Source organism: Arthrobacter sp. alpha11c (assembly GCF_054149985.1).
In genome coordinates this window covers 4,163,032-4,183,299 of the sequence record NZ_CP196747.1, presented here as the reverse complement: position 1 = coordinate 4,183,299, position 20,268 = coordinate 4,163,032, and the positions used below count along the sequence as shown (strand labels likewise).

The following is a 20,268-nucleotide window of genomic DNA, read 5'->3' as shown; positions in this document are numbered from 1 at the left end:
ACGCGACCCCCACCGCCAGCGAGGAAGCTGACGACGGCCCTACGCCGGGCCCGGGTTCGGGGACGAGTCCCGGTTCCGAAAACATTGTGCCGACTAGACCAATCGCAGTAGATCCGACTGTTGAGACGCCCCCTCCGGTGCCCAACATCGGGCCTTCATGGGGCCCGGACGGTCCCTCCTCGGACGGCACTCCCTCCGGGAATCCAGAGGCCACCGAACCAGCCGCCCCCGGTCCTCCCGCCGCGTCTGCACCGTCGTCGGCTTCCCCCACGTCGGTTCCGACGCCAACTGCACCCGCTGCAGGACCTGGCCCGTCGGAGTCACCCACGCCAACGCCGCCACCGACTCAAACGCCATCGCCAGCCCCCTCACAGACTCAAACGCCGTCCCCGTCACAAACGGCATCCACTCCGTCACCAACGCCAGCCCCACCCACGCCCACTCCATCTTCACCGACCTCCACGCCCACACCCTCACCCACCCCCTTCCCCGGGAAGACCCCGACCAGCGATGCGGATCCGGACAACGGTGCCCTCGCGCTTCTCCCGGACGACAACACCGCGGCCATCCTGACCGTGTTCAACGCCATCAACAGCTACCGCGCTTCTTTGGGCCTGGCCCCGGTGAAGTATCACGCAACGGTGGCGAGCATGGCGCAGGAATGGTCGAACAGCATCGCCAGCCGTGAAGTGATCCAACACAGGGCGAACTTTTGGACGGATCCGCGTGCGCTCAACCCGAACAACGGCGCTGGTGAGGTCATTGCCGTCCGATGGGATCGTGACGCTGCCCAACTGGTGGAGTGGTGGAAGGGCTCCCCCGGTCATGACGCCCTGCTGCGCGATCCACGCTTCAATGTGATGGGCATTGGAATCACGTACACCGACGGCAATTGGCAAACGACGCCCAACCGCTACACGCTGTGGGGTGTGGTGAACTTCTTCGGCTACACCACGCTGCCCGCCGGAACCACCACGCGGCCTGGCGGGACGGTCACGCCGCCCACGGATCCTGTGGGTGTGTGCGAACCCGGCGGCAAGTACCAGCCGCCTACCGTGGATCTCAGCGCGGCGGCCATCCGCAGCGCTGCAGACCTTGTATCCATCAGCCCGGAGGGAACGGTTTATTCCTACCCATCGTTGGGTAACGCCAAGTACGGCGCCGCCCGCAAGATAGGAGTCGGTTTCACCGGACTCAAGGAGTTGTTCGTATCCGATTGGGACCGCGACGGCGTCTTTGACCTCATCGCCCAACGTCTGGACGGAGCGCTCCTGGTGTACCCGGGCAGGCAGTCAGGCGGCTTCGGATCGCCCGGAGTCCTGGGCCAGGGGTGGGAGTCCCTGAACATAGCCGTGGGTAATTGGTGCGCAAACAACCGCCTCCCACAAATTGTGGCCATGGATCCATCCGGCGGGCTCTGGTTCTACAAGAATTCCGGAATGACGTACATACGGACCCAGGCGGCAATCGGAACAGGGAACAAGGCCGTCCGGCTCAGCATGGTGGACTACAACGCCGATGGTTTCCAGGATCTCCTCACGGTCGAGCCCAACGGATATCTGAGGCTGTATCGCGGCAGTGGGCTGGCCATCCCGAAGCAGGAGGCCAGGCCTGTGGTGGGTGCGGCCTGGACCGACTACTCCGGCTTGCGTTCACTTCAAGGAGTGACTGGCGCAAACACGACGGGCGTCGCGGGCCTGGGCACCAATGGAGTATTGGAGTATTGGGACCTCACCTCGGGAGGACTGACGACGCCGGTCAGCGTCGGTGGCGGTTGGAGCGGCTTCAAGCTCGCCCAGTAGGCAATCGCCCAGGAGTCAAACCGCCGGATCGGACTCAATGACAGTCTTGAGTTGCTCCAACTGGGCAACTTCGCTTTCCATGGTCTTCTGGATCATGCCGTTCATGAGTTTTTGCAAGCCCTTGGGATGGTACTCCAGCGCGAACCTGAGCCGCGTCGTCTTGCCCTCGGTGCTGAGGTAATAGCCGCCCGTGGGCCGGGCGGGTCCGGCCACCACTGCGAAGCGCACTTCCGCGCCCGGTCGAGCCTCGGTGATCTGGAAGTCAGCCGCGATGGGCCGTCCTCCCGGCCCAGTCAGCGTCTGCTGATAGACCGCGCCCTTCTGGCCGCGAACACCGGATCGGAGCGAGATGCTGCGGATGCCGGAACGCCAGAGGGAGTTGTTCATACCATCCATCAGGAATCCATAAACGGTCATGGCATCCCGGCTGATCACCACTTCGTAAGCTGCAAATGCCACGGAAACCTCTTTCGGCGTACGGTTCGAATGTCGTAGCCCGGTTCCCCATACACTGCAGCTAACACCTTCAGAATAGTCAGCCGCGCTTCCCTGCGACACACGACAAACGAGCCTTGACCGAATGGTTACCTGGCGGCGTATCTGAGACACAGCTGACACATAGTCCCGGGCCGGGTAGAGTTCGTGCCGCTGGCAAAAACCAAATTGGGGGCGTAATGCGAGTACTGAAACATCCGTTTGTCCACGGCAACGCACGACGACGGCTGGCTGCTTGCGCGGCATTCCTCATCATGGCTGTGGCTGGCGGAGTCATGACCGCTGCGCCTGCGTCGGCAAGGCCGCTTCCAACAACCGCGCCCATGGCAGCGGCATCTACCGTGGCATCCACAAGCGCGAACAAAGTGGCAGCGCCCACCACGGTGAATCCCCTGCCCAGCGTGGATCCCATCGGTAACCCTGCAAGCTTCTCTGTCCTGGTCAATAAATCCAGGCCGCTGAATCCCGTCAGCTACGCCCCCAACGACCTCATCAATGCCCGTGGCTCCGGCCAGTACATGCGGGCCGAAGCCGCCGCCTGGCTCAACGGCCTGTTCCAGGGAGCCGCCGATGCTGGTACCGGTGGCCTGTCGATAGTGAGCGGCTACCGTTCGTATGCCCAGCAGCAGGAAGTGTATGCCTACTACGTCAGCATTTACGGCCAAGCCTATGCGGACACCATCTCGGCACGTCCCGGGTACAGCGAACACCAGACGGGCCTCGCCATGGACATCGGCAATGCTGCTGGTTCCTGCGGCCTAAGCACCTGCTTCGGAGATACAGCGGCCGGCAAATGGGTGGCAGCGAACGCGCACAAATACGGCTTCATCGTCCGGTACCCCAACGGCTACACGGGCACCACCGGGTACAGCTATGAGCCTTGGCATTTGCGCTACGTTGGCGTCGCGCTGGCCACTGATATGAACCGGCGCGGATTCCCGACGCTGGAGCATTACTTCGCTGGAAACCCGGCGGCCGCCGCGAGCATCAAGTCCGGCGCCGACCTCGTGGCCACCGACTCTTCAGGCCGGATGCTGCGTTACCCCGCGACGGCGGCAGGCGGGTATGCGGCGCCCGTCCAGATCGGTTCGGGCTGGACCGGCTTGAAGCAGGGCTTCGTGGTGGACTGGGACATTGATGGCGTTTACGACATCCTTGCGCAGTGGAACAACGGCGTCCTGGGCGTTTACCGCGGCCTTCCCGACGGCGGCTTTGCTGGCCAGGTTGTTGTAGGCAATGGCGGCTGGGATCGCATGACCATCACCGTGGGCAAGTGGACGCACGCGCACCCCCGGCCCGGCGTCGTCGGGTATTTTCCGGATGGTGTGCTGCGCTACTACCCCAACACCTTCGGCGGTGCGCTGAGCGCTCCGCAGGTTATCGGCAAGGGCTGGAACGGCATGGAACTGACCATGGCCGACTGGGAGGGCGATGGAGCCAATGACATCCTGGCGAGGACAGCTTCCGGTTCGTTGATCAATTATCGGGGAGACGGCTGGGCTGGTTTCTTTGGCCCGGCCACCACCGTGGGCACGGGTTGGCAGTACATGCGCACGCTGCTGCCGAGCTTCGGGCTGACCGGCGCGGGCACTCGCGGCATCACTGCGCAAACTGCTGATGGCGGCCTCTACAACTACGGCCTCGGCAGGGGTTCCTGGACTACCTACGCGCAGGTTGGATCCGGTTGGAACGGCCTGAAGCTCTTCAAGTAGACATGGTTGCGCGCCTGTCATGAGGACCCCCGCAACTGCGCTAAGCTAGGACTCGCTCCGGCGAATAGCCGACAGCGACGCGGGCGTAGCTCAATGGTAGAGCGCTAGCTTCCCAAGCTCGATACGCGGGTTCGATTCCCGTCGCCCGCTCCATCATGACCCCTTGCCTCCGGGCAGGGGGTCATCTTGTTGAAAACCCTGTATGGTCCTGACCTTTTTTGCCGGTGAAACTCGGCGATATCCGGGGAAATCAACGCATTGCGGTTGCCGTCGAATTCACAGTGGGTCAGGAAGCCACCAAGCTGAAAATTACGACGGCGGCGCTCACCAGATAAGGCCCCGCACCCGTCGACCCGGGCGGCCACCGAGCCTAAACTCGTAGATACATCCACCTATCCGGGAGGTCCTCCAATGACTCTCACCGACGATGCTGAGGCGGCTCCACTCGCCGTCATCCACCGCCTGCTGGAAGCCACGAACAAGCATGATTTGGAAGCCTTGGCCGAATGCTTCGCGCCTGGCTACGTCAATGAGACGCCTGCCCACCCCACCAGGGGCTTCACGGGCAGGGACGCTATCCGCAGCAACTGGGAGCAGCTCTTCACAGGGGTGCCGGACATCAAGGTTCGAATGGTGTCCCATAGCGTGACCAGCAGCCAGGTCTGGACGGAGCTGCACATGCAGGGCGCGTGGCGGGATGGCACGCCGCATGAGCTCACCGGCGTCATCATTTTCGGCGTGGAAGAAGGCGTCATCAACAGTGCCCGGTTCTACATGGAGCCGGTGGAGCACTTCGTTCGTGTTGACGACACCGCGGATCGCGTCAGCCACCGGGTAACCCATGGCCGGCCCGCCGTCGAGCCGGCACAGTGAGCCGGCCCGATACACAGCGGCTCAGGTGCTGGGTGTATCGTCAGAAGTCAGGAGCCATTTCGGCTCCGCTCTAGGGAGCGATCATGGGCGACAAATCACCGCGCCAAGCTGCATCGAAGAAGTCCAGTAAATCCATCAAGGAAAAGCGCGCGGACAAACGGGCCGCCGAGTCGCCGGACACTGCGGCCGCGAAACCCGCAACCGGCAATAAAAAGTGATTGGGGCGCAAAGTCCGCTAAGCATTGGCGTCCTGGGTTCTTCGCTGAAGCCCAACGAGCAACGGCTACCGATCCACCCGCAACATCTTGAGCGCATTGCTCCGGAACTGCGCCAACGGCTCCATCTTGAATATGGCTATGGCGAACGCTTTGGTGTTCCGGACAGCAAACTCGCCGGGCTTGTGGGCGGGCTGGGCACGCGGCGCGAGCTCATTGCCCAGAACGACGTTATTCTGCTGCCCAAGCCGCAGGCCGAGGATCTTGCTGAACTCCGGGACGGGCAGACCCTCTGGGGTTGGCCGCACTGCGTTCAAGACGAAGTCATCACCCAGCTCGCGATCGATAAAAAACTAACGCTCATCGCTTTCGAAGCCATGAACCACTGGGCTGCTGACGGCGGCTTCGGACTTCACGTCTTCCACAAAAACAACGAGCTTGCCGGATACTGCTCCGTGCTGCATGCGTTGGCTTTGACCGGTTCCACGGGTGATTACGGTCGTCGCCTGACGGCAGTGGTCATTGGTTTTGGTGCCACTGCCCGCGGAGCGGTGACAGCGTTGAATGCCCACGGCGTCCATGATGTCCAGGTGCTGACGAACAGGGGTGTTGCCGCTGTCGGTTCCCCGATCCACTCAGTGCGGATCGTGCAGTTCGACCACGACAACAATGCACCGTTCCTGAGCGAAGTCATCACAGACGGTGGCCGCAAGCCACTGGCCCCGTTCCTTGCTGCCGCGGACATTGTGGTCAACTGCACCTTGCAAGACCCAAACTCGCCGCTGACGTACCTACGAACCGAGGACCTGGCCGATTTCCGGCCGGACAGTCTGATCGTGGATGTGTCCTGCGATCCCGGCATGGGATTCAGCTGGGCAAGGTCCACAACATTCGATGAGCCCATGTTCCGGGTGGGCGGGCATGTGAACTACTACGCCGTTGATCACAGCCCCTCCTACCTGTGGAATTCGGCCAGCTGGGAGATCAGTGAGGCCTTGTTGCCCTTCCTGGAGACAGTGGCCGCCGGTCCAGACGCATGGGACGCCAACGAGACGATCTCCCGTGCCATCGAGATTCGCGACGGCGTCATCCGCAACCCGGATGTGCTCGAGTTCCAGGGACGCTCAGCGGAGTACCCACACCTGCCGGCTGCGGTCCAAACGCCCGTAGCCTAAAGGCTCCACGAAAAAGGCAGTGCATGCGGGCTTCACCGCAGGCACTGCCTTTCTGTTTGCGTGCGGTTATGCCGCTGCGTCCGTTATGCAGTCTGTGTCCGGTCCACAATCCGGAGCACCCGACGCCTGTCACGCAGGTCCACCTTGATGTGCAGGGATGCCTTCCGGGCCAGCACGACGGCGACAACAGCCGCCGCCGCTGCCGGCACACCGCCGGCCACAAGGATGGCCAAGTGCGGTCCCAGGTGCTCGGCGAGCCAACCCATGACGGGGCCGCCAATTGCCTGGCCGCCGATGAGCACCACTAAGTACAGGCTCATCACCCGGCCTCGAATGCTCATGTTGGAACTGGTCTGCACCATCTGGTTTGCGGCTGTGAGGAACATGAGGCACCAGAATCCAGCCAGGACCATCGAGACGCTGAACCAGACCATGGACGGCATCACGGACGATAGGCAGAGCGTCAGCCCATACAGTCCGGCCAGAGCACCACCGACCGCAACCGGAGCTGACGACGTCGAGTGGACGTCACAGCGCCCGTCAGTGCACCGAGCGCAACCATCGCGTTCAGCAGGCCGTAGCCTCCGGCCCCGGCGTCGTACACGTGGTCCGCAAAGGCGGCCAGCAGCACCAGGGAGGCTCATAGCGAAAACGGCCACGAACCCGGCCATCAACCATGGCCAGTAGATGGTGGGTTTGCTGAGCGCGTACTGGAGGCCTTCGCGCAGCATTCCCTTCTTGCGCGGCGTCGGCCGGCTAAGGTGCAGCTGGTCTTTGCGGAGGATCAGGAGCATGGCCACGGTGGAGCAGCATGCCACGGCATTGGCCGCGAATGCCCAACCAGCGCCCACAGCAGTGAGCAGCCATCCCGCCAGTGCCGGGCCGATCAGGCCACCGAGCTGGAAGGTTGTTGAGTTGACGCTGATGGCGTTGCGCAGGTACTTGGGACCCACGAGTTCATTGACGAACACCTGCCGCGCCGGCTGGTCCAGGACCGTCACAAAGCCCAGAACCAGGGCGATTGCGTAGACGTGCCAGACTTCCACGCGCTGGCTGAGGGAAAGTGCCGCCAATGTGGCAGCAAGCACGGCTGCCGCTGACTGGCAGATGATGAGGATCTTTCGCTTTGGCGAAGCGGTCGGCCATCATGCCGCCCCACGGGCCAAGGAACAACGAAGGCATGAACTGCAGCGCCACGGTAATTCCGACGGCGGTGACGGAGCCTGAGAGCTGGAGCACCATCCAGTCCTGGGCGATGCGTTGCATCCAGATCGCAATCACGGCAATGAAGTGGCCTATTGCGAAGATCCTGAAGTTGGGTACCTTCAGGGAGATAAAGGTGTGCCGCCAGGGCAGCTTTTCGCTTACGACGGCGAGTGGCTGGGTGACGGTGTCCGGCGTCTGCGGCGCGGACAGGGAATCGATGACGGGCTGGCTGACATTTGCCGCTGAAGGCGGTGGGGGTGCCAAAGGTAGTCCTCGGATCGAGAGTTTCGGTGGGATGCCTTAACGCTATGGTTGCCAGCAGCAATTATGGAAGCGTATTGCGCCTATAACTAGCATTGCAGATCGCAATGAGGCTCCCGCGCTTCCGCAGCAATTCGACCCAGTGCTTGAGGAGTTCCGTGTTTGAACCTGTCCAGCTCCGCTCCTTCCTTGCCGTCGCTGAAACGCTGAGTTTCACCAAGGCGGCCGAGCGATTGGGGCTTGCCCAGCCAACAGTGAGCCAGCACGTTCGCAAGCTCGAAGCCGCTGCAAAGCGGGTCCTCGTGGCCCGTGACACCCGGGAGGTCCGGCTGACGGACAACGGTGACGCCATGGCTGGTTTTGCCCGGAGCATCCTCGCAGCCCACGACTCCGCTGCACGCTACTTTTCCGGTTCCGCAATGCGGGGCCGCCTCCGGTTTGGCACTGCGGACGACCTCGCCATCACAGGCCTCCCTCGGATCCTCCGCGAATTCCGGCAACTGTATCCACAGATCAACCTTGAATTGACCGTCAGTCAGAGCGACCAACTCTACAAGCGCCTTAACGCGGGTCAGCTGGATCTCGTATTCGTGAAGTGGGTGGCTGGCGCCAAGGAAGGCACCGTGGTCCGGCATGACAACTTCGCGTGGGTCGGCGTTGAGCAAACCGTCCTGGAACCCGGCGCGCCCGTGCCGCTGATTGCCTACCCCGCGCCAAGCCTGAGCCGAAAGTTGGCCATCGATGCTTTGGAAGCCGCCGGCCGCACATGGCGCATCACGTGCAGCACCAAGCAGATCAGCGGCGTGCTGGCCGCAGTCCGGGCAGGCATTGGCGTTGCCGTGATGCCCGCGTCCCTGGTTCCCGAAGACCTCAAAGTCATCACCCAACGGTTCGACCTCCCGCCCGTGGGAGACGTCGACTTCACGTTGATCCGGAATCCCCTGGCCAACGCTGAAGTCATTGATGCGTTGACCCAGGCGATCATGGGCAGGGCGCTGAGTAAGTCGAACTAACGCGCAACATTCAATGAAGTTCTTAGATCTCTTCGCGTCACGCCTATTTGGGTAAGCGCATTCCGGCTATCCTGAACCAATGATCGACCTCACTACGTTGGCGGACCTCACGCCCGGCATTTGTTCCGTCACCCTTCGGGACTCGGGGATCGACGACGTCGTCCGCATTTCTGCCGACGCAGGCTTGGCAGGCATCGAGTGGGGCACTGATGTCCACGTCAGTGACGCCGCATCCGCGGCCCATGCCAAGGAAGCCACGGAAGCGGCTGGCCTCACGGTCCTTTCGCTTGGTTCGTACTACCGTGCTGGCGACTTCGGCGATTTCGGCCCAACTTTGGAGCTGGCGGCGACCTTGGGCGCACCTCGAATACGCATCTGGGCTGGGGAGCTTGGTTCGGCAGACGCCCAGGACAATCATTGGGATGCTGTCGTAAAGGACGCGCAACGGGTGGCAGACCTGGCGGCCGAGCGAGGAATAGCCATCGCCTTCGAGTATCACGGCAACACCCTCACCGACTCCCCCGAAACAACACTTGAACTCCTGCGCCGCGTAAACCACGCCAACGTCGGCACTTACTGGCAACCCGCCGTCGGGCTTTCCGACCAACAGGCGCTTGAGTCGCTCCACCGGGTGTTGCCTCACGTCATTGGCGTCCACTGCTTTTCCTGGGGACCCAAAGCCGAACGGTTCCCGCTCCGGAACAGGAAGCTGTTGTGGCAGACAGTGTCGGATGCCCTGCGGGGAAACGGCAAGGACATGGACATCATGTTGGAATTCGTCGAGGACGACCTCCCGGACAACGTGCTCAACGACGCAGCATTCCTGCACACCATCACGCTCGGGGAAGACTAGCGCCACTTCGATTCAAAGGTCGGAGGCCCGGACCCACTTGCGCCGATTACATATTCCTAGCAGTTTCGCCACAAATGTGTAATCCCTGGCCAAAGAGCGCTGCGAACAAGCACCGGCGCCGTCAGCATCTTCTTTTCGACGGCCTACGCCTTAATGAACTCAGTGGACCATCACCGCGGGGGGCTCCGGTTTGGGCCAACTGCAGCAACTAGCCTGCTTGGCTCTCCACCGGCAATTCCGTGCTGCGGCGGAGCTTGACGGAACCAACAACAGAACCACCGTCCGGGTCGCCGGCCGCAAGCCTCCCAATGTCCTCCAGCGGCAGATACACCGTGGACAGGGCTGGGCGGAAGTCCCGCAGGGTTTCGATGTCGTCAAAACCGGCGATGTTTGCGTCACGGGGAATCCACACGCCCTCTGACCGCAGTGCGGCGGTCACGCCGATGGCCATGACGTCGTTCACCGCGAAGATGCAGAGGCGTTCTTCGGAGGCCTTGATTCGTTCGGCAAGCGCCAGCCCAGCATCGTATCCTCCCGCACGGTTGAAGCCTGTACGGATAACCTCGGCACGGGGCCGACCGGCGTCGGCGAGTCCACGCTGGAAGCCGCGGATCCGGTCATCGGAGGTAAAGAGCCCTTCAGGGCCGCCAACAATGACGAAGGCGCCCTCGTGCGACGCGGCCAACTCGTCAGCGAGCTCCGCGGCGAGGTCCTCGTTGGGCACCTCAACTACGTGGTAGCCCTCGTCGGTGGTGGAGCCCACGATCGGGTGACCTACTACGCCGACATGCCCGCCATTACGGCAATAGCGATCCAACTCGGCAGCGAGCTCCAGATTGCTTTGCTCGTCCTTGAGCCGTGCCGAGCGTGAACCTGCAATGACGATTGAATCTGCGCGGCGGGCAGCGAAGGCTGCCACAGCTTCCCGCTCATCCGAAGGAGCGCCGGAGGTACTGGCCAACAGCACCATGCGGTTCTGTTGGCGGGCCGCCTCCTGGACACCGCGCGCAATGGCAGAGAAGTAGGGGTCTGCGATGTCGTGGACAATCAGGCCGATCAGTCCTGAGCTGGACTTTGCGAGCGCCTGGGCCTGGGCATTGGGGACGTAGCCAAGCTTTTCCGCGGCCTCCCGGACGCGCTCCGCAATATCCTCTGCGGGTTTACGCGTGGAACCGTTGAGGACACGGGACGCCGTGGCCAGGGAGACCCCTGCCAAACGGGCAACTTCACTCAGTGTGCTGGCGGCCACGAGGCCCTCCTTTTCTGCAAGCCTTCGAGACTGGCGCTAAAGAAATTATGGCAGTCTTCACCCATTTTTGGGAAAGCGCTTGCCAAGCCAGCGCGGCATAGTGCATGATCGATCCAGCGGGAATGCGCTTTCCCACACTCTCGAATTGCAAACACCGGCAACCTACAGAGGCCGGCACAAGGACCTGGAGAAAACATGGGCTACGAAACAAAGACGATCCGCATCGCCATGAACGGCATCACCGGCCGTATGGGTTACCGCCAGCACCTGCTGCGGTCCATCCTCCCTATCCGCGACGCCGGTGGCTTCACGCTCGAAGACGGCAGCAAGGTTCAGGTCGAACCTATCCTCGTTGGCCGCAACGAAGCCAAGATCCGCGAGCTCGCCGAACTCCACCAGGTCTCCGAATGGTCCACCGACCTGGACGCCGTCATCGCCGACCCCACCGTGGACATCGTCTTTGACGCCTCAATGACCAGCCTCCGCGCCGCCACCCTGAAGAAGGCCATGCGCGCCGGCAAGCACATCTTCACCGAGAAGCCCACGGCTGAGACCCTCGAGGAAGCAATCGAGCTCGCCCAGATCGGCAAGGAGTCCGGCGTCACCGCAGGCGTCGTGCACGACAAGCTGTACCTCCCCGGCTTGGTCAAGCTCCGCCGCCTCGTGGACGAAGGCTTCTTCGGCCGCATCCTCTCCATCCGTGGCGAATTCGGCTACTGGGTCTTCGAAGGCGACGTCCAGGCAGCCCAGCGTCCGTCATGGAACTACCGCAAGGAAGATGGCGGCGGAATGACAACGGACATGTTCTGCCACTGGAACTACGTGCTCGAAGGCATTATCGGCAAGGTCAAGAGCGTCAACGCCAAGACCGCCACCCACATCCCCGCACGCTGGGACGAGGCCGGCAAGGAATACAAGGCCACCGCTGACGACGCTTCCTATGGCATCTTCGAACTCGAAACTCCGGGCGGCGACGAGGTCGTCGGCCAGATCAACTCCTCCTGGGCCGTTCGGGTCTACCGCGACGAACTGGTTGAGTTCCAGATCGACGGCACGCACGGTTCCGCCGTCGCCGGTTTGAACAAGTGCGTTGCGCAGCAGCGCGCCCACACCCCCAAGCCCGTCTGGAACCCGGATCTGCCCGTCACCGAATCCTTCCGCAGCCAGTGGCAGGAGGTTCCGGCCAACGCTGAACTGGACAACGGCTTCAAGCTGCAGTGGGAAGAATTCCTGCGCGACGTAGTGGCCGGCCGCGAGCACCGCTTCGGCCTGCTCTCCGCCGCCCGCGGCGTGCAGCTTGCCGAGCTCGGCCTGCAGTCCTCGGCAGAGCGCCGCACCATCGACATCCCGGAGATCACGCTCTAATGACGTCACTCATTCTTCCTACCAACGACGGCGGCACCCGCGAGTACCGCCTTCAGCCCGCCACTGCTTGGGTCAAGCCAAGCGCACCCCTGACGGCCCGCCGCGCGTACGCCGCAGCCCACGTCATCCCGGAGGTTTCGGCTGACAATACTCCCGGCGCCCCGGCGCAGCTCGACTGGGATGCCACGCTGGCGTACCGGCACGAACTCTGGTCCTACGGACTGGGCGTCGCTGACGCCATGGATACAGCGCAGCGCGGCATGGGTCTTGACTGGGCAGCCACCCAGCAGCTCATCAAGCGCACTGGTGCCGAGGCCGCTTCCGTAGTGACAGCAGGCAATGCCGCGACAGCAGGCAAGTCGGTCCGCGACCTTGTCTCGTGTGGCGCAGGCACGGACCAGTTGGACATCTCTGCACTCCCTGAGGGCGCTGCCGGCATCCAGGCCGTTATCGATGCCTACCGCGAGCAGATCGCCGTGGTCAGCGAAGCCGGCCCCAAGGTCATCCTCATGGCCTCCCGCGCCTTGGCAAAGGTGGCCAGCGGAGCCGACGATTACCTGCACGTCTACTCGACGCTCCTGCAGGAAGTGGACCAACCCGTCATCCTGCACTGGCTCGGCACCATGTTCGATCCTGCGCTGGCCGGCTACTGGGGCTCCGACGACGTCTCAGTCGCAACCGAAACGTTCCTCAGCCTGATCCGCGAGCACGCGGACAAGGTGGATGGCGTGAAAGTCTCCCTTCTGGACGCTTCCCATGAAGTCGCCCTCCGTGCCAACCTTCCGGAAGGCGTCCGCCTCTACACAGGCGACGACTTCAACTATCCGGAACTGATCGACGGCGACGACACCCACCACTCGGACGCCCTGCTGGGAATCTTTGCGGCCATCTACCCCGCCGCTTCGGTTGCCTTGCAGAAGTACGACGCCGGCCAAGGTGCAGAAGGGCGCGCCATCCTGGACTCCACCCGTGAGCTCGGAAAGCACATCTTCAGCGCACCGACGTTCTACTACAAGACCGGTATCGCCTTCATGTCCTGGCTCAACGGCAAACAGCCCGGATTCCAGATGGTCGGAGGACTGCACTCGGGACGATCCGTCCTGCACCTGGCTAAGACCTTCGAACTTGCCGATCAGGCCGGCTTGCTGAAGGACCCGTCGCTGGCAGCATTCCGGATGTCCGATTACCTGCGGATCAACGGAGTGGGCGCATGAGCGACTTTTCCAGACTCTCGCTGAACAGCGCGACTACTAAAAAGTGGACCCTTGCCGAAGCCGTTGACGGTTGTGCCCGCGCGGGCATCCCCGCAATCGGCCCATGGCGTGATCGAGTAGCGGAAGCCGGACTGGACAAGGCAGCCAAGCTCATCAAGGACGCTGGCCTCCGTGTTTCGTCCCTGTGCCGCGGGGGCTTCCTCACGGCGGCTGATGCTGAAGGTCAGGCAGCGGCCCTGGCCGACAACTTCGACGCCGTCCGTGAAGCTGTTGCCTTGGATACCCAGGAGCTCTTCCTGGTGGTCGGAGGGCTCGCTCCCGGTGAGAAGGACGTGGTTGCTGCCCGCCAGCGCGTTGCGGACCGCCTCGAGGAACTGGTGCCGTTCGCTTCCGAGAACGGTGTGCGCCTGGTGCTGGAACCCCTGCACCCGATGTACGCAGCAGACCGCGCCCTCATCTCCACTCTGGGTCAGGCCCTGGACCTTGCGGCACCCTACGACGCGAAGTCAGTGGGCGTCGCCGTCGATACTTTCCACGTCTGGTGGGATCCGGAACTGAAGGCCCAGATTGAACGTGCCGGCCGCCATAACCGCATTGCCTCCTACCAGGTATGTGATTTCAACCTGCCGATCGCTTCAGACGCACTGCTGTCCCGCGGGATGATGGGCGACGGCGTCATTGACTTCGCGACCATCGGCACCTGGGTGCGGGACGCCGGTTATACGGGCGATATCGAGGTTGAGATCTTCAACCAGGAAATCTGGGACGCCGATGGCGACACCGTCCTGGAAACGATGAAGCAGCGCTACGTGGAGCTCGTCCTCCCGTACGCCTAAGAACGTGGTCCTCCCGCAGATGCCCTAAGCTCCGCGGGAGGACCGCCCCCAAAGCAAGCGAGCTCCTGCCCGGTCACGGCAGGAGCTCGCTTTTTCATACTGTTTTGTTTCAGCAGCGAGGCGCGGAATGCCCATGTTAGATAAGTGGTACATAGCTGAAACATTGCGTCGATGGGAGGAAACAATGGCCACCTACGCTGGTTTCACCTGGACAAAGAGGTCCAAGAAACCACTGAAAGGACACCACCATGATGCTCTTGAAGACACTCAACTTTTTCCTGGACGCCAGCAGCAGCCACAGCGGATCCTCAGGCGCTTCCCCTGAAGAAAACACGCCGGCGGCCACCTTCGCTTCTGAGCGCCTATCCTCCAGCGCCTGGGAGGGCTGGTGGGATGACGCCGACCAGGGCTTTCCCGCAGGGGCATAATCCGCACGGATCCTCAGCCCGGCTACAGCTTGGCGGGCACGTGGACCTGGGCGCGCGGAACACCGATCAAGGTGAGAGTGCCGCCGTCGTTGGCTTGTAACTCCACCCGGATATTCCGGGTTCCCTCCTCTGGCTGGACGGAACTGACACGGAAAACCTCACCGTGGATTTCCACTCTGTCGCCGTCCCGAACGGTCTTGAGCTTCCTGCGGGTAATGCCGGACCCCTTGCCGGGCTGAGCCTCACTTCTTGTCTTCGGCATCTGCGGCTCGTTCCCGGGCTTCGTTGGAGCGTGTCTCGTCATCGTAGTTTTCACGGAGCTCCTGCCCACGCCGGATTACCTCATCTTCCTGCTTCTGCTGCTTATCGCTGCGCTTGGTATCTTTCGGCGGGAGTTGAATGCTCTCCTCGGCTTCAATACCTCCCTGCAATTGCCGCCCGCGTTCCATTTCGGCGTCAAATTCCGCGCCGAAAAGCAGCGACATATTCAGGATCCACAGCCAGAGCAGCATGATGATGACGCCTGCCAGCGTTCCGTAGGTCTTGTTGTAATTGCTGAAGTTCGCAACGTAGAAGCCAAAGCCCAGCGATGCCAGGGCAAAAATCAACAGGGCAATGAGAGACCCCGGGCTCATCCAACGGAACTTGGGCTGCTTGACGTTGGGGGTGAAGTAGTAGAGCACCGCAATGACAACAACCACCAGCACGATCAGGACAGGCCACTTTGCGATATTCCACACGGTCAGGATCGTGTCGGACATTCCGATTGCCTTACCGATCGTCTCCGCCACTGGACCGCTCAGGACGAGCATCGCGGCGGCCAGCGCTGCGCCCACAAGCGCGACGACGGTAACGGCGAGCATCGTGCCGCGCAGTTTCACGAAACCGCGGCCTTCATCCACTTCGTACACGCGGTTCATCGCCCTGCTGAAGGCCGTGGTGTACCCGGAGGCCGACCACAACGCCACCAAGATGCCGAGGGCCAGGGCAAAACCCGCAGCGTTGGAGCGTGTCAGCTCCTCGATGGGCTGCCGCATGGCGTCAACACCGGGCCCTGGTGCGAACTGTTGCACGATGTCCAGCAATGCCGTGGTGGTTTTACCTGCGTCGCCAAAGATCCCGATGAGTGAAACCAAGGCCAACAGGGCGGGGAAGAGGGAAAGCACCGCATAGTACGTGAGACCGGCAGCGGCATCAGGACATTGATCCTTGTTGAACTCCCGCAGCGTCCTCTTGGCGATGTACATCCACGTGGGCTTCACCAGATCGTTGAGGCTGTCCGGCTTGCGGTCGTCTTCAGGGGCGGGAGCGCTGCCCGCCTTCGCCGTGCTGGTGTGTGCTGAATTTTCAGTAGTCATGGGACACCTGTTCGTGGGTTGAGCATGCGCGAACAAACTGACCACTCAATAGTAAGCATGCTGATGATTCGCATGGAAGAACCTGCGAAGAGATCCTGCGAATCCCGGAAACTCCCAAGCGGGAAGATGCCCTACGCGGGTTTGCCCAGCAGGAATTCGAAAGGCGATTCAATGACAGCGCGGATCACTTGACCCGCCGCGCCCAGCAGCGTCCCGGAGTGCTCCAAACGGGAAACGGTGAGGCTTTCCGGCTCCAGCAACCCCGGCGCGTACCTTTCCAAACTCGACAACACTGACGGTTTCAGCCAATCGGCGAGGACGGCAAAGTGGCCCCCGAGCACCACGGCTTCAATGTCCATCAGACGCGCAGAAGAGGCGAGCGCGATGCCCAAGTACCGTCCGGCGTCGCGAACAGCACGCTTGGCATGCGGCTCATCGGCGGCCAAGGCGGCGAGCAGAAGTTCGGTTCGCCCGCCAAGGGACCCCTCCGGGATGCGGGCAGCTTCAAAAATAGCTTCCTGGCCAGCAAATGTTTCCAAGCAGCCAGTCCCTCCACAGGAACATGAAGGCCCTTCGGGATGCACCACGATGTGGCCCAGCTCGCCGGCTGAACCACCAGGTCCCGTGTAGAGCTCAGAACTGATGATGACCCCACCACCAACGCCGACTTCGCCGGAAACGTAGAGGAAGTCCGCGGGGCCGTCGCCGTACCAAAGCTCACCAAGGGCAGCACTGTTTGCCTCGTTGGACAGCCTGACACCGAGCGGCGCGTCTTCCAGCAACGCCTGCGGATCCAATTGCTCGTGCTCCCAGTGAAGGTTTGGAGCGGACAGGACGATGTTGCGCTGCTCATCAACCAGGCCGGGAACCGCAAGTCCGCCACCGAGGATCGTGATGCCGGCAGAGCCGGCTGCGGCTTTCGCCTGGGCGGCCAGTTCACCCAGTTTCTCCATGACGGCACCCGGCTTGAGCCCCCGGTTGCGGGACTCCACCGTGGAACTGAAGCGCAGGTTGCCGCCGAGGTCCACCAAGCCCACGGCGAGGTAGTCGACGTTGATTTCCATTCCGACAACGCCTCGGCGGGAGCTGAGCTCAAGGCCTTGACCTGGCCGCCCCCGCTCCCCATCGCGATACAGGCCTACCTCGGAGACGAGGCCTGACTCCACGAGATCAGCCACCAAACTCGAAACCGCCGCCTTGGTCAGCCCTGTTCCAGCAGCCACTTGCGCGCGGCTGGGCTTGGCATCGCCGTTGCGCGCGATCGAATCCAGGACAAGCGAAAGATTACGACGGCGGACGTCACCTACGCGCCCAGGGGCAGCTTGCTCATTCACTCTCGCAGCCTCCTCACGGGCTTGGAAGATTTTTGCTGGTTTCCATTGACCATGATCCATCATCCCCCATATAGTTCAGATTGAAAACTAATTGGAGAGCTTTTTATCCATGGCCTCCCCGCCGCCTTGCAAAGGAGCAACAATGACCCCGCAGCCAACCCCCCAGGACCGTTTCACGTTTGGCCTTTGGACCGTGGGATGGACAGGCGCCGATCCCTTCGGCGTTGCAACCCGGGCAGCCCTTGACCCGATCGAAGCCGTCCATAAGCTCAGTGAACTCGGCGCTTATGGCATCACTTTCCACGACAACGATCTTGTCCCCTTCGACGCCAGCGCCTCCGAGCGCGACCTCATCCTGAAGAACTTCAAGGGCGCATTGGCCGAAACGGGCCTCAAGGTTCCGATGGTTACCACCAACCTGTTCAGCCACCCCGTGTTCAAAGACGGCGGATTCACCTCCAATGACCGTTCCGTCCGACGCTTTGCCCTGAGCAAGATCCTGCGCAACATCGACCTCGCCGCTGAACTCGGCGCCGAAACGTTCGTGATGTGGGGCGGCCGCGAAGGCAGCGAGTACGACGGCTCCAAGGATCTCTCCGCAGCTTTGGACCGGATGAAGGAAGGCGTAGACACCGCCGCCGGCTACATCAAGGAGAAGGGCTACGGCCTTCGGATTGCCCTGGAACCCAAGCCGAACGAGCCCCGCGGCGATATCTTCCTGCCGACTGTTGGCCACGGCCTTGCGTTCATCGCCCAGCTGGAACACGGCGACATTGTGGGCCTCAACCCCGAGACCGGCCACGAGCAAATGGCGGGCCTGAACTTCACCCACGGTATTGCCCAAGCCCTCTGGGCCGGCAAGCTTTTCCACATCGACCTCAACGGTCAGCGTGGGATCAAGTACGACCAAGACCTCGTCTTCGGCCATGGCGACCTCACCAGCGCCTTCTTTACTGTGGACCTCCTGGAGAATGGCTTCCCCAACGGCGGACCCAAGTACGATGGTCCGCGCCACTTCGATTACAAGCCCTCCCGCACCGACGGCTACGACGGCGTGTGGGAATCGGCAAAGTCCAACATGTCCATGTATCTGCTCTTGAAGGAACGCGCCCTCGCCTTCCGCGCCGATCCGGAGGTTCAGGAAGCGCTGACCACCTCGGGCGTGTTCGAACTCGGCGAGCCCACATTGAACGCCGGCGAAACCACAGCCGACCTTCTGGCTGACGCCAGCGCCTTCGACACGTTCGACGCCGACAAGGCCGCCGAGCGCTCGTTCGCGTTCGTACGCCTCAACCAGTTGGCAATCGAGCACCTCCTGGGTTCGCGCTAAAGATCAGCCATTCGCAATTCCGTCGCCGGGGCCACATAGGGTTCCTTGTTTTCCGGGCTGCCCGCCCCGGCGACGGTCCGCAACGGAACAAGTCTCCAAAGGAACAAACGCATGCCTCTCGTAGCCGGGATCGACAGCTCCACCCAGTCCTGCAAAGTGGTCATCAGGGACTCAGACACAGGTGCCCTGGTGCGGCAGGGGCGCGCTTCACACCCTGAGGGCACCGAGGTCCATCCAGATCACTGGTGGGCTGCCCTCCAGGAAGCCATCAGCCAGGCCGGCGGCCTGGACGACGTCGATGCTGTCTCCGTGGGGGGCCAGCAGCATGGAATGGTGTGCCTGGACGAATCAGGAAACGTGGTCCGCCCAGCGCTGCTGTGGAATGACACGCGCTCCGCGCTGGACGCCGAAGAGTTGATCCTTGAAGCCGGCCAAGGCGACGCCGCGGCTGGAGCTGCGTATTGGGCAGCCAGCACAGGGACTGTGCCCGTGGCATCCCTCACGGCCACCAAACTTCGGTGGCTGGCTCGAAACGAGCCCGAAAATGCCCGGCGCACTTCTGCCGTTTGTCTTCCCCATGATTGGTTGTCGTGGCGGTTGGCCGGCCATGGGCCAGGCACGGGACCGTCCTCTTTGGAGCTTCTCAGGACAGATCGGTCCGATGCTTCCGGCACAGGATACTTCTCGTCCAGAACGGGCGAATACCTTCCGGAAGTCTTGAAAGGCACCCTCGGCCATGTCCCGGTGCTGCCGGCCGTCGTCGGGCCTTTGGAAGCATCCGGCAAGACGCCGGGCGGTGCCTTGATCGGGCCCGGTGCAGGCGATAACGCCGCAGCGGGTCTGGGCGTCAGCGCCGCCGTCGGGGATGTCGTTATTTCGATCGGCACGTCAGGCACCGTTTTCGCTGTATCGGCGGTCCCCTCCCAGGACTCAAGCGGCCTGGTGGCGGGGTTCGCCGATGCCACAGGGAACTACCTGCCGCTTGCCTGTACGCTCAACGCCACCCGGATCTTCGATGCCACTGCTGCGCTGCTCGGCGTGGATTTGCCGGAACTCGGCAAGCTGGCCCTGTCCGCTGCGGAAGGAGCCGGCGGCTTGACCCTGGTGCCGTACTTTGAAGGGGAACGGACGCCCAATCTTCCGGACGCCACAGGTTCCCTCCATGGGCTCACAGTTTCCAACTACACGCCAGCAAACCTGGCCAGGGCCGCCGTCGAAGGTGTGTTGTGCTCCCTGGCCGACGGCCTTGCTGCCCTGCAATCGCAAGGCGTGGCGGCCCGACGCATCATCCTGGTGGGCGGTGGCGCCCAGTCCGAGGCTGTGCAGCAGGTTGCCGCTGAGGTCTTCGGATTGCCGGTGTTCGTACCCGCTCCTGGCGAATACGTGGCAGACGGTGCCGCACGGCAGGCCGCCGGCGTCCTCACGGGAAAGCTGCCCAATTGGCCCCTTGAAGGAATCGAGGTTGCTGCGCCGAAGTCATCCGGAACACCGGGGTTCCTGACGAGGTACCGCCATTACGCGGCCAGGGCAGCCATGGGCTGATCACCGC

At 62.5% G+C, this 20,268-nt stretch carries 18 protein-coding genes, 1 tRNA gene and 1 pseudogene; 14 read left to right on the top strand and 6 right to left on the bottom strand.

What is annotated here, in order from left to right; translation table 11 throughout:
• Positions 1-86 precede the first annotated feature (86 nt).
• On the top strand, positions 87-1,802 hold the full coding sequence (locus ACTAQJ_RS19435; protein WP_498698599.1) for a CAP domain-containing protein: 1,716 nt from the start codon (positions 87-89) through the stop codon (positions 1,800-1,802).
• 15 nt (positions 1,803-1,817) lie between these two features.
• Here ACTAQJ_RS19435 and ACTAQJ_RS19430 read toward each other — a convergent pair whose 3' ends face one another.
• Entirely contained in the window at positions 1,818-2,261 is a 444-nt protein-coding gene (locus ACTAQJ_RS19430; RefSeq protein ID WP_498698597.1) for an SRPBCC family protein, read from the bottom strand.
• A gap of 215 nt (positions 2,262-2,476) precedes the next feature.
• Here ACTAQJ_RS19430 and ACTAQJ_RS19425 point away from each other — a divergent pair, with 215 nt between their 5' ends.
• From ACTAQJ_RS19425 to ACTAQJ_RS19405, 5 genes are all read left to right on the top strand, one after another.
• Positions 2,477-4,009: a M15 family metallopeptidase gene (locus tag ACTAQJ_RS19425; RefSeq protein WP_498698594.1), complete on the top strand. Its 1,533-nt coding sequence runs from the start codon at positions 2,477-2,479 to the stop codon at positions 4,007-4,009.
• A 79-nt stretch (positions 4,010-4,088) separates the two neighbouring features.
• Positions 4,089-4,162 (top strand) — tRNA-Gly (locus ACTAQJ_RS19420).
• 258 nt (positions 4,163-4,420) lie between these two features.
• Positions 4,421-4,882: a YybH family protein gene (locus ACTAQJ_RS19415; protein ID WP_431116892.1), complete on the top strand. Its 462-nt coding sequence runs from the start codon at positions 4,421-4,423 to the stop codon at positions 4,880-4,882.
• An 83-nt stretch (positions 4,883-4,965) separates the two neighbouring features.
• Complete coding sequence (locus ACTAQJ_RS19410; protein WP_263422337.1) at positions 4,966-5,100, top strand: hypothetical protein; 135 nt, start codon at positions 4,966-4,968, stop codon at positions 5,098-5,100.
• Positions 5,097-6,272 (top strand): N(5)-(carboxyethyl)ornithine synthase, encoded by a 1,176-nt coding sequence (locus ACTAQJ_RS19405; protein ID WP_477514031.1) that lies wholly within the window; start codon positions 5,097-5,099, stop codon positions 6,270-6,272. Before ACTAQJ_RS19410 ends, ACTAQJ_RS19405 begins: the two co-directional genes overlap by 4 nt.
• Before the next feature lie 83 nt (positions 6,273-6,355).
• Here ACTAQJ_RS19405 and ACTAQJ_RS19400 read toward each other — a convergent pair.
• Positions 6,356-7,742: pseudogene (locus ACTAQJ_RS19400) on the bottom strand (MFS transporter).
• 155 nt (positions 7,743-7,897) lie between these two features.
• On the opposite strand from ACTAQJ_RS19400, the gene ACTAQJ_RS19395 reads away from it, so the two are divergent.
• Both ACTAQJ_RS19395 and ACTAQJ_RS19390 read left to right on the top strand, forming a co-directional pair.
• Positions 7,898-8,752, top strand: a complete 855-nt coding sequence (locus ACTAQJ_RS19395) for a LysR substrate-binding domain-containing protein (RefSeq protein ID WP_223934726.1) — start codon at positions 7,898-7,900, stop codon at positions 8,750-8,752.
• A 79-nt stretch (positions 8,753-8,831) separates the two neighbouring features.
• Positions 8,832-9,605 carry a sugar phosphate isomerase/epimerase family protein gene (locus ACTAQJ_RS19390; protein WP_498698592.1) on the top strand — a complete coding sequence of 258 codons (774 nt, stop codon included), beginning with the start codon at positions 8,832-8,834 and terminating at the stop codon, positions 9,603-9,605.
• 208 nt (positions 9,606-9,813) lie between these two features.
• On the opposite strand, the gene ACTAQJ_RS19385 is transcribed toward ACTAQJ_RS19390, so the two are convergent.
• The gene (locus tag ACTAQJ_RS19385; protein ID WP_498698590.1) at positions 9,814-10,854 is read right to left on the bottom strand and encodes a LacI family DNA-binding transcriptional regulator; all 1,041 of its coding nucleotides are present in this window, start codon (positions 10,852-10,854) and stop codon (positions 9,814-9,816) included.
• Between the two features lie 195 nt (positions 10,855-11,049).
• Between ACTAQJ_RS19385 and ACTAQJ_RS19380 the strand changes: the two genes are divergently transcribed.
• The 4 genes from ACTAQJ_RS19380 (at position 11,050) to ACTAQJ_RS19365 (ending at position 14,697) form a co-directional block, all read left to right on the top strand.
• Positions 11,050-12,219, top strand: a complete 1,170-nt coding sequence (locus ACTAQJ_RS19380) for a Gfo/Idh/MocA family protein (RefSeq protein ID WP_498698585.1) — start codon at positions 11,050-11,052, stop codon at positions 12,217-12,219.
• A complete protein-coding gene (locus tag ACTAQJ_RS19375) occupies positions 12,219-13,433 on the top strand; it encodes a dihydrodipicolinate synthase family protein (protein WP_498698584.1) in 1,215 nt (404 codons plus the stop codon). The genes ACTAQJ_RS19380 and ACTAQJ_RS19375 overlap by 1 nt, the downstream gene beginning before the upstream one ends.
• On the top strand, positions 13,430-14,269 hold the full coding sequence (locus ACTAQJ_RS19370; RefSeq protein WP_498698582.1) for a sugar phosphate isomerase/epimerase family protein: 840 nt from the start codon (positions 13,430-13,432) through the stop codon (positions 14,267-14,269). Before ACTAQJ_RS19375 ends, ACTAQJ_RS19370 begins: the two co-directional genes overlap by 4 nt.
• A gap of 248 nt (positions 14,270-14,517) precedes the next feature.
• Entirely contained in the window at positions 14,518-14,697 is a 180-nt protein-coding gene (locus ACTAQJ_RS19365; RefSeq protein WP_498698580.1) for a hypothetical protein, read from the top strand.
• A gap of 22 nt (positions 14,698-14,719) precedes the next feature.
• On the opposite strand, the gene ACTAQJ_RS19360 is transcribed toward ACTAQJ_RS19365, so the two are convergent.
• The 3 genes from ACTAQJ_RS19360 to ACTAQJ_RS19350 all read right to left on the bottom strand — a co-directional run bounded on the left by ACTAQJ_RS19360 (position 14,720) and on the right by ACTAQJ_RS19350 (position 17,449).
• Entirely contained in the window at positions 14,720-14,959 is a 240-nt protein-coding gene (locus ACTAQJ_RS19360; protein WP_477514040.1) for a hypothetical protein, read from the bottom strand.
• Positions 14,940-16,055 (bottom strand): YihY/virulence factor BrkB family protein, encoded by a 1,116-nt coding sequence (locus tag ACTAQJ_RS19355; protein WP_498698578.1) that lies wholly within the window; start codon positions 16,053-16,055, stop codon positions 14,940-14,942. The genes ACTAQJ_RS19360 and ACTAQJ_RS19355 overlap by 20 nt, the downstream gene beginning before the upstream one ends.
• A gap of 131 nt (positions 16,056-16,186) precedes the next feature.
• The gene (locus ACTAQJ_RS19350) at positions 16,187-17,449 is read right to left on the bottom strand and encodes an ROK family transcriptional regulator (RefSeq protein WP_498702224.1); all 1,263 of its coding nucleotides are present in this window, start codon (positions 17,447-17,449) and stop codon (positions 16,187-16,189) included.
• A gap of 82 nt (positions 17,450-17,531) precedes the next feature.
• Between ACTAQJ_RS19350 and xylA the strand changes: the two genes are divergently transcribed.
• Positions 17,532-18,719, top strand: a complete 1,188-nt coding sequence (xylA, locus tag ACTAQJ_RS19345; RefSeq protein ID WP_431116906.1) for a xylose isomerase — start codon at positions 17,532-17,534, stop codon at positions 18,717-18,719.
• 111 nt (positions 18,720-18,830) lie between these two features.
• Positions 18,831-20,261: a xylulokinase gene (xylB, locus tag ACTAQJ_RS19340; protein ID WP_498698574.1), complete on the top strand. Its 1,431-nt coding sequence runs from the start codon at positions 18,831-18,833 to the stop codon at positions 20,259-20,261.
• The last annotated feature ends 7 nt before the right edge of the window (positions 20,262-20,268 follow it).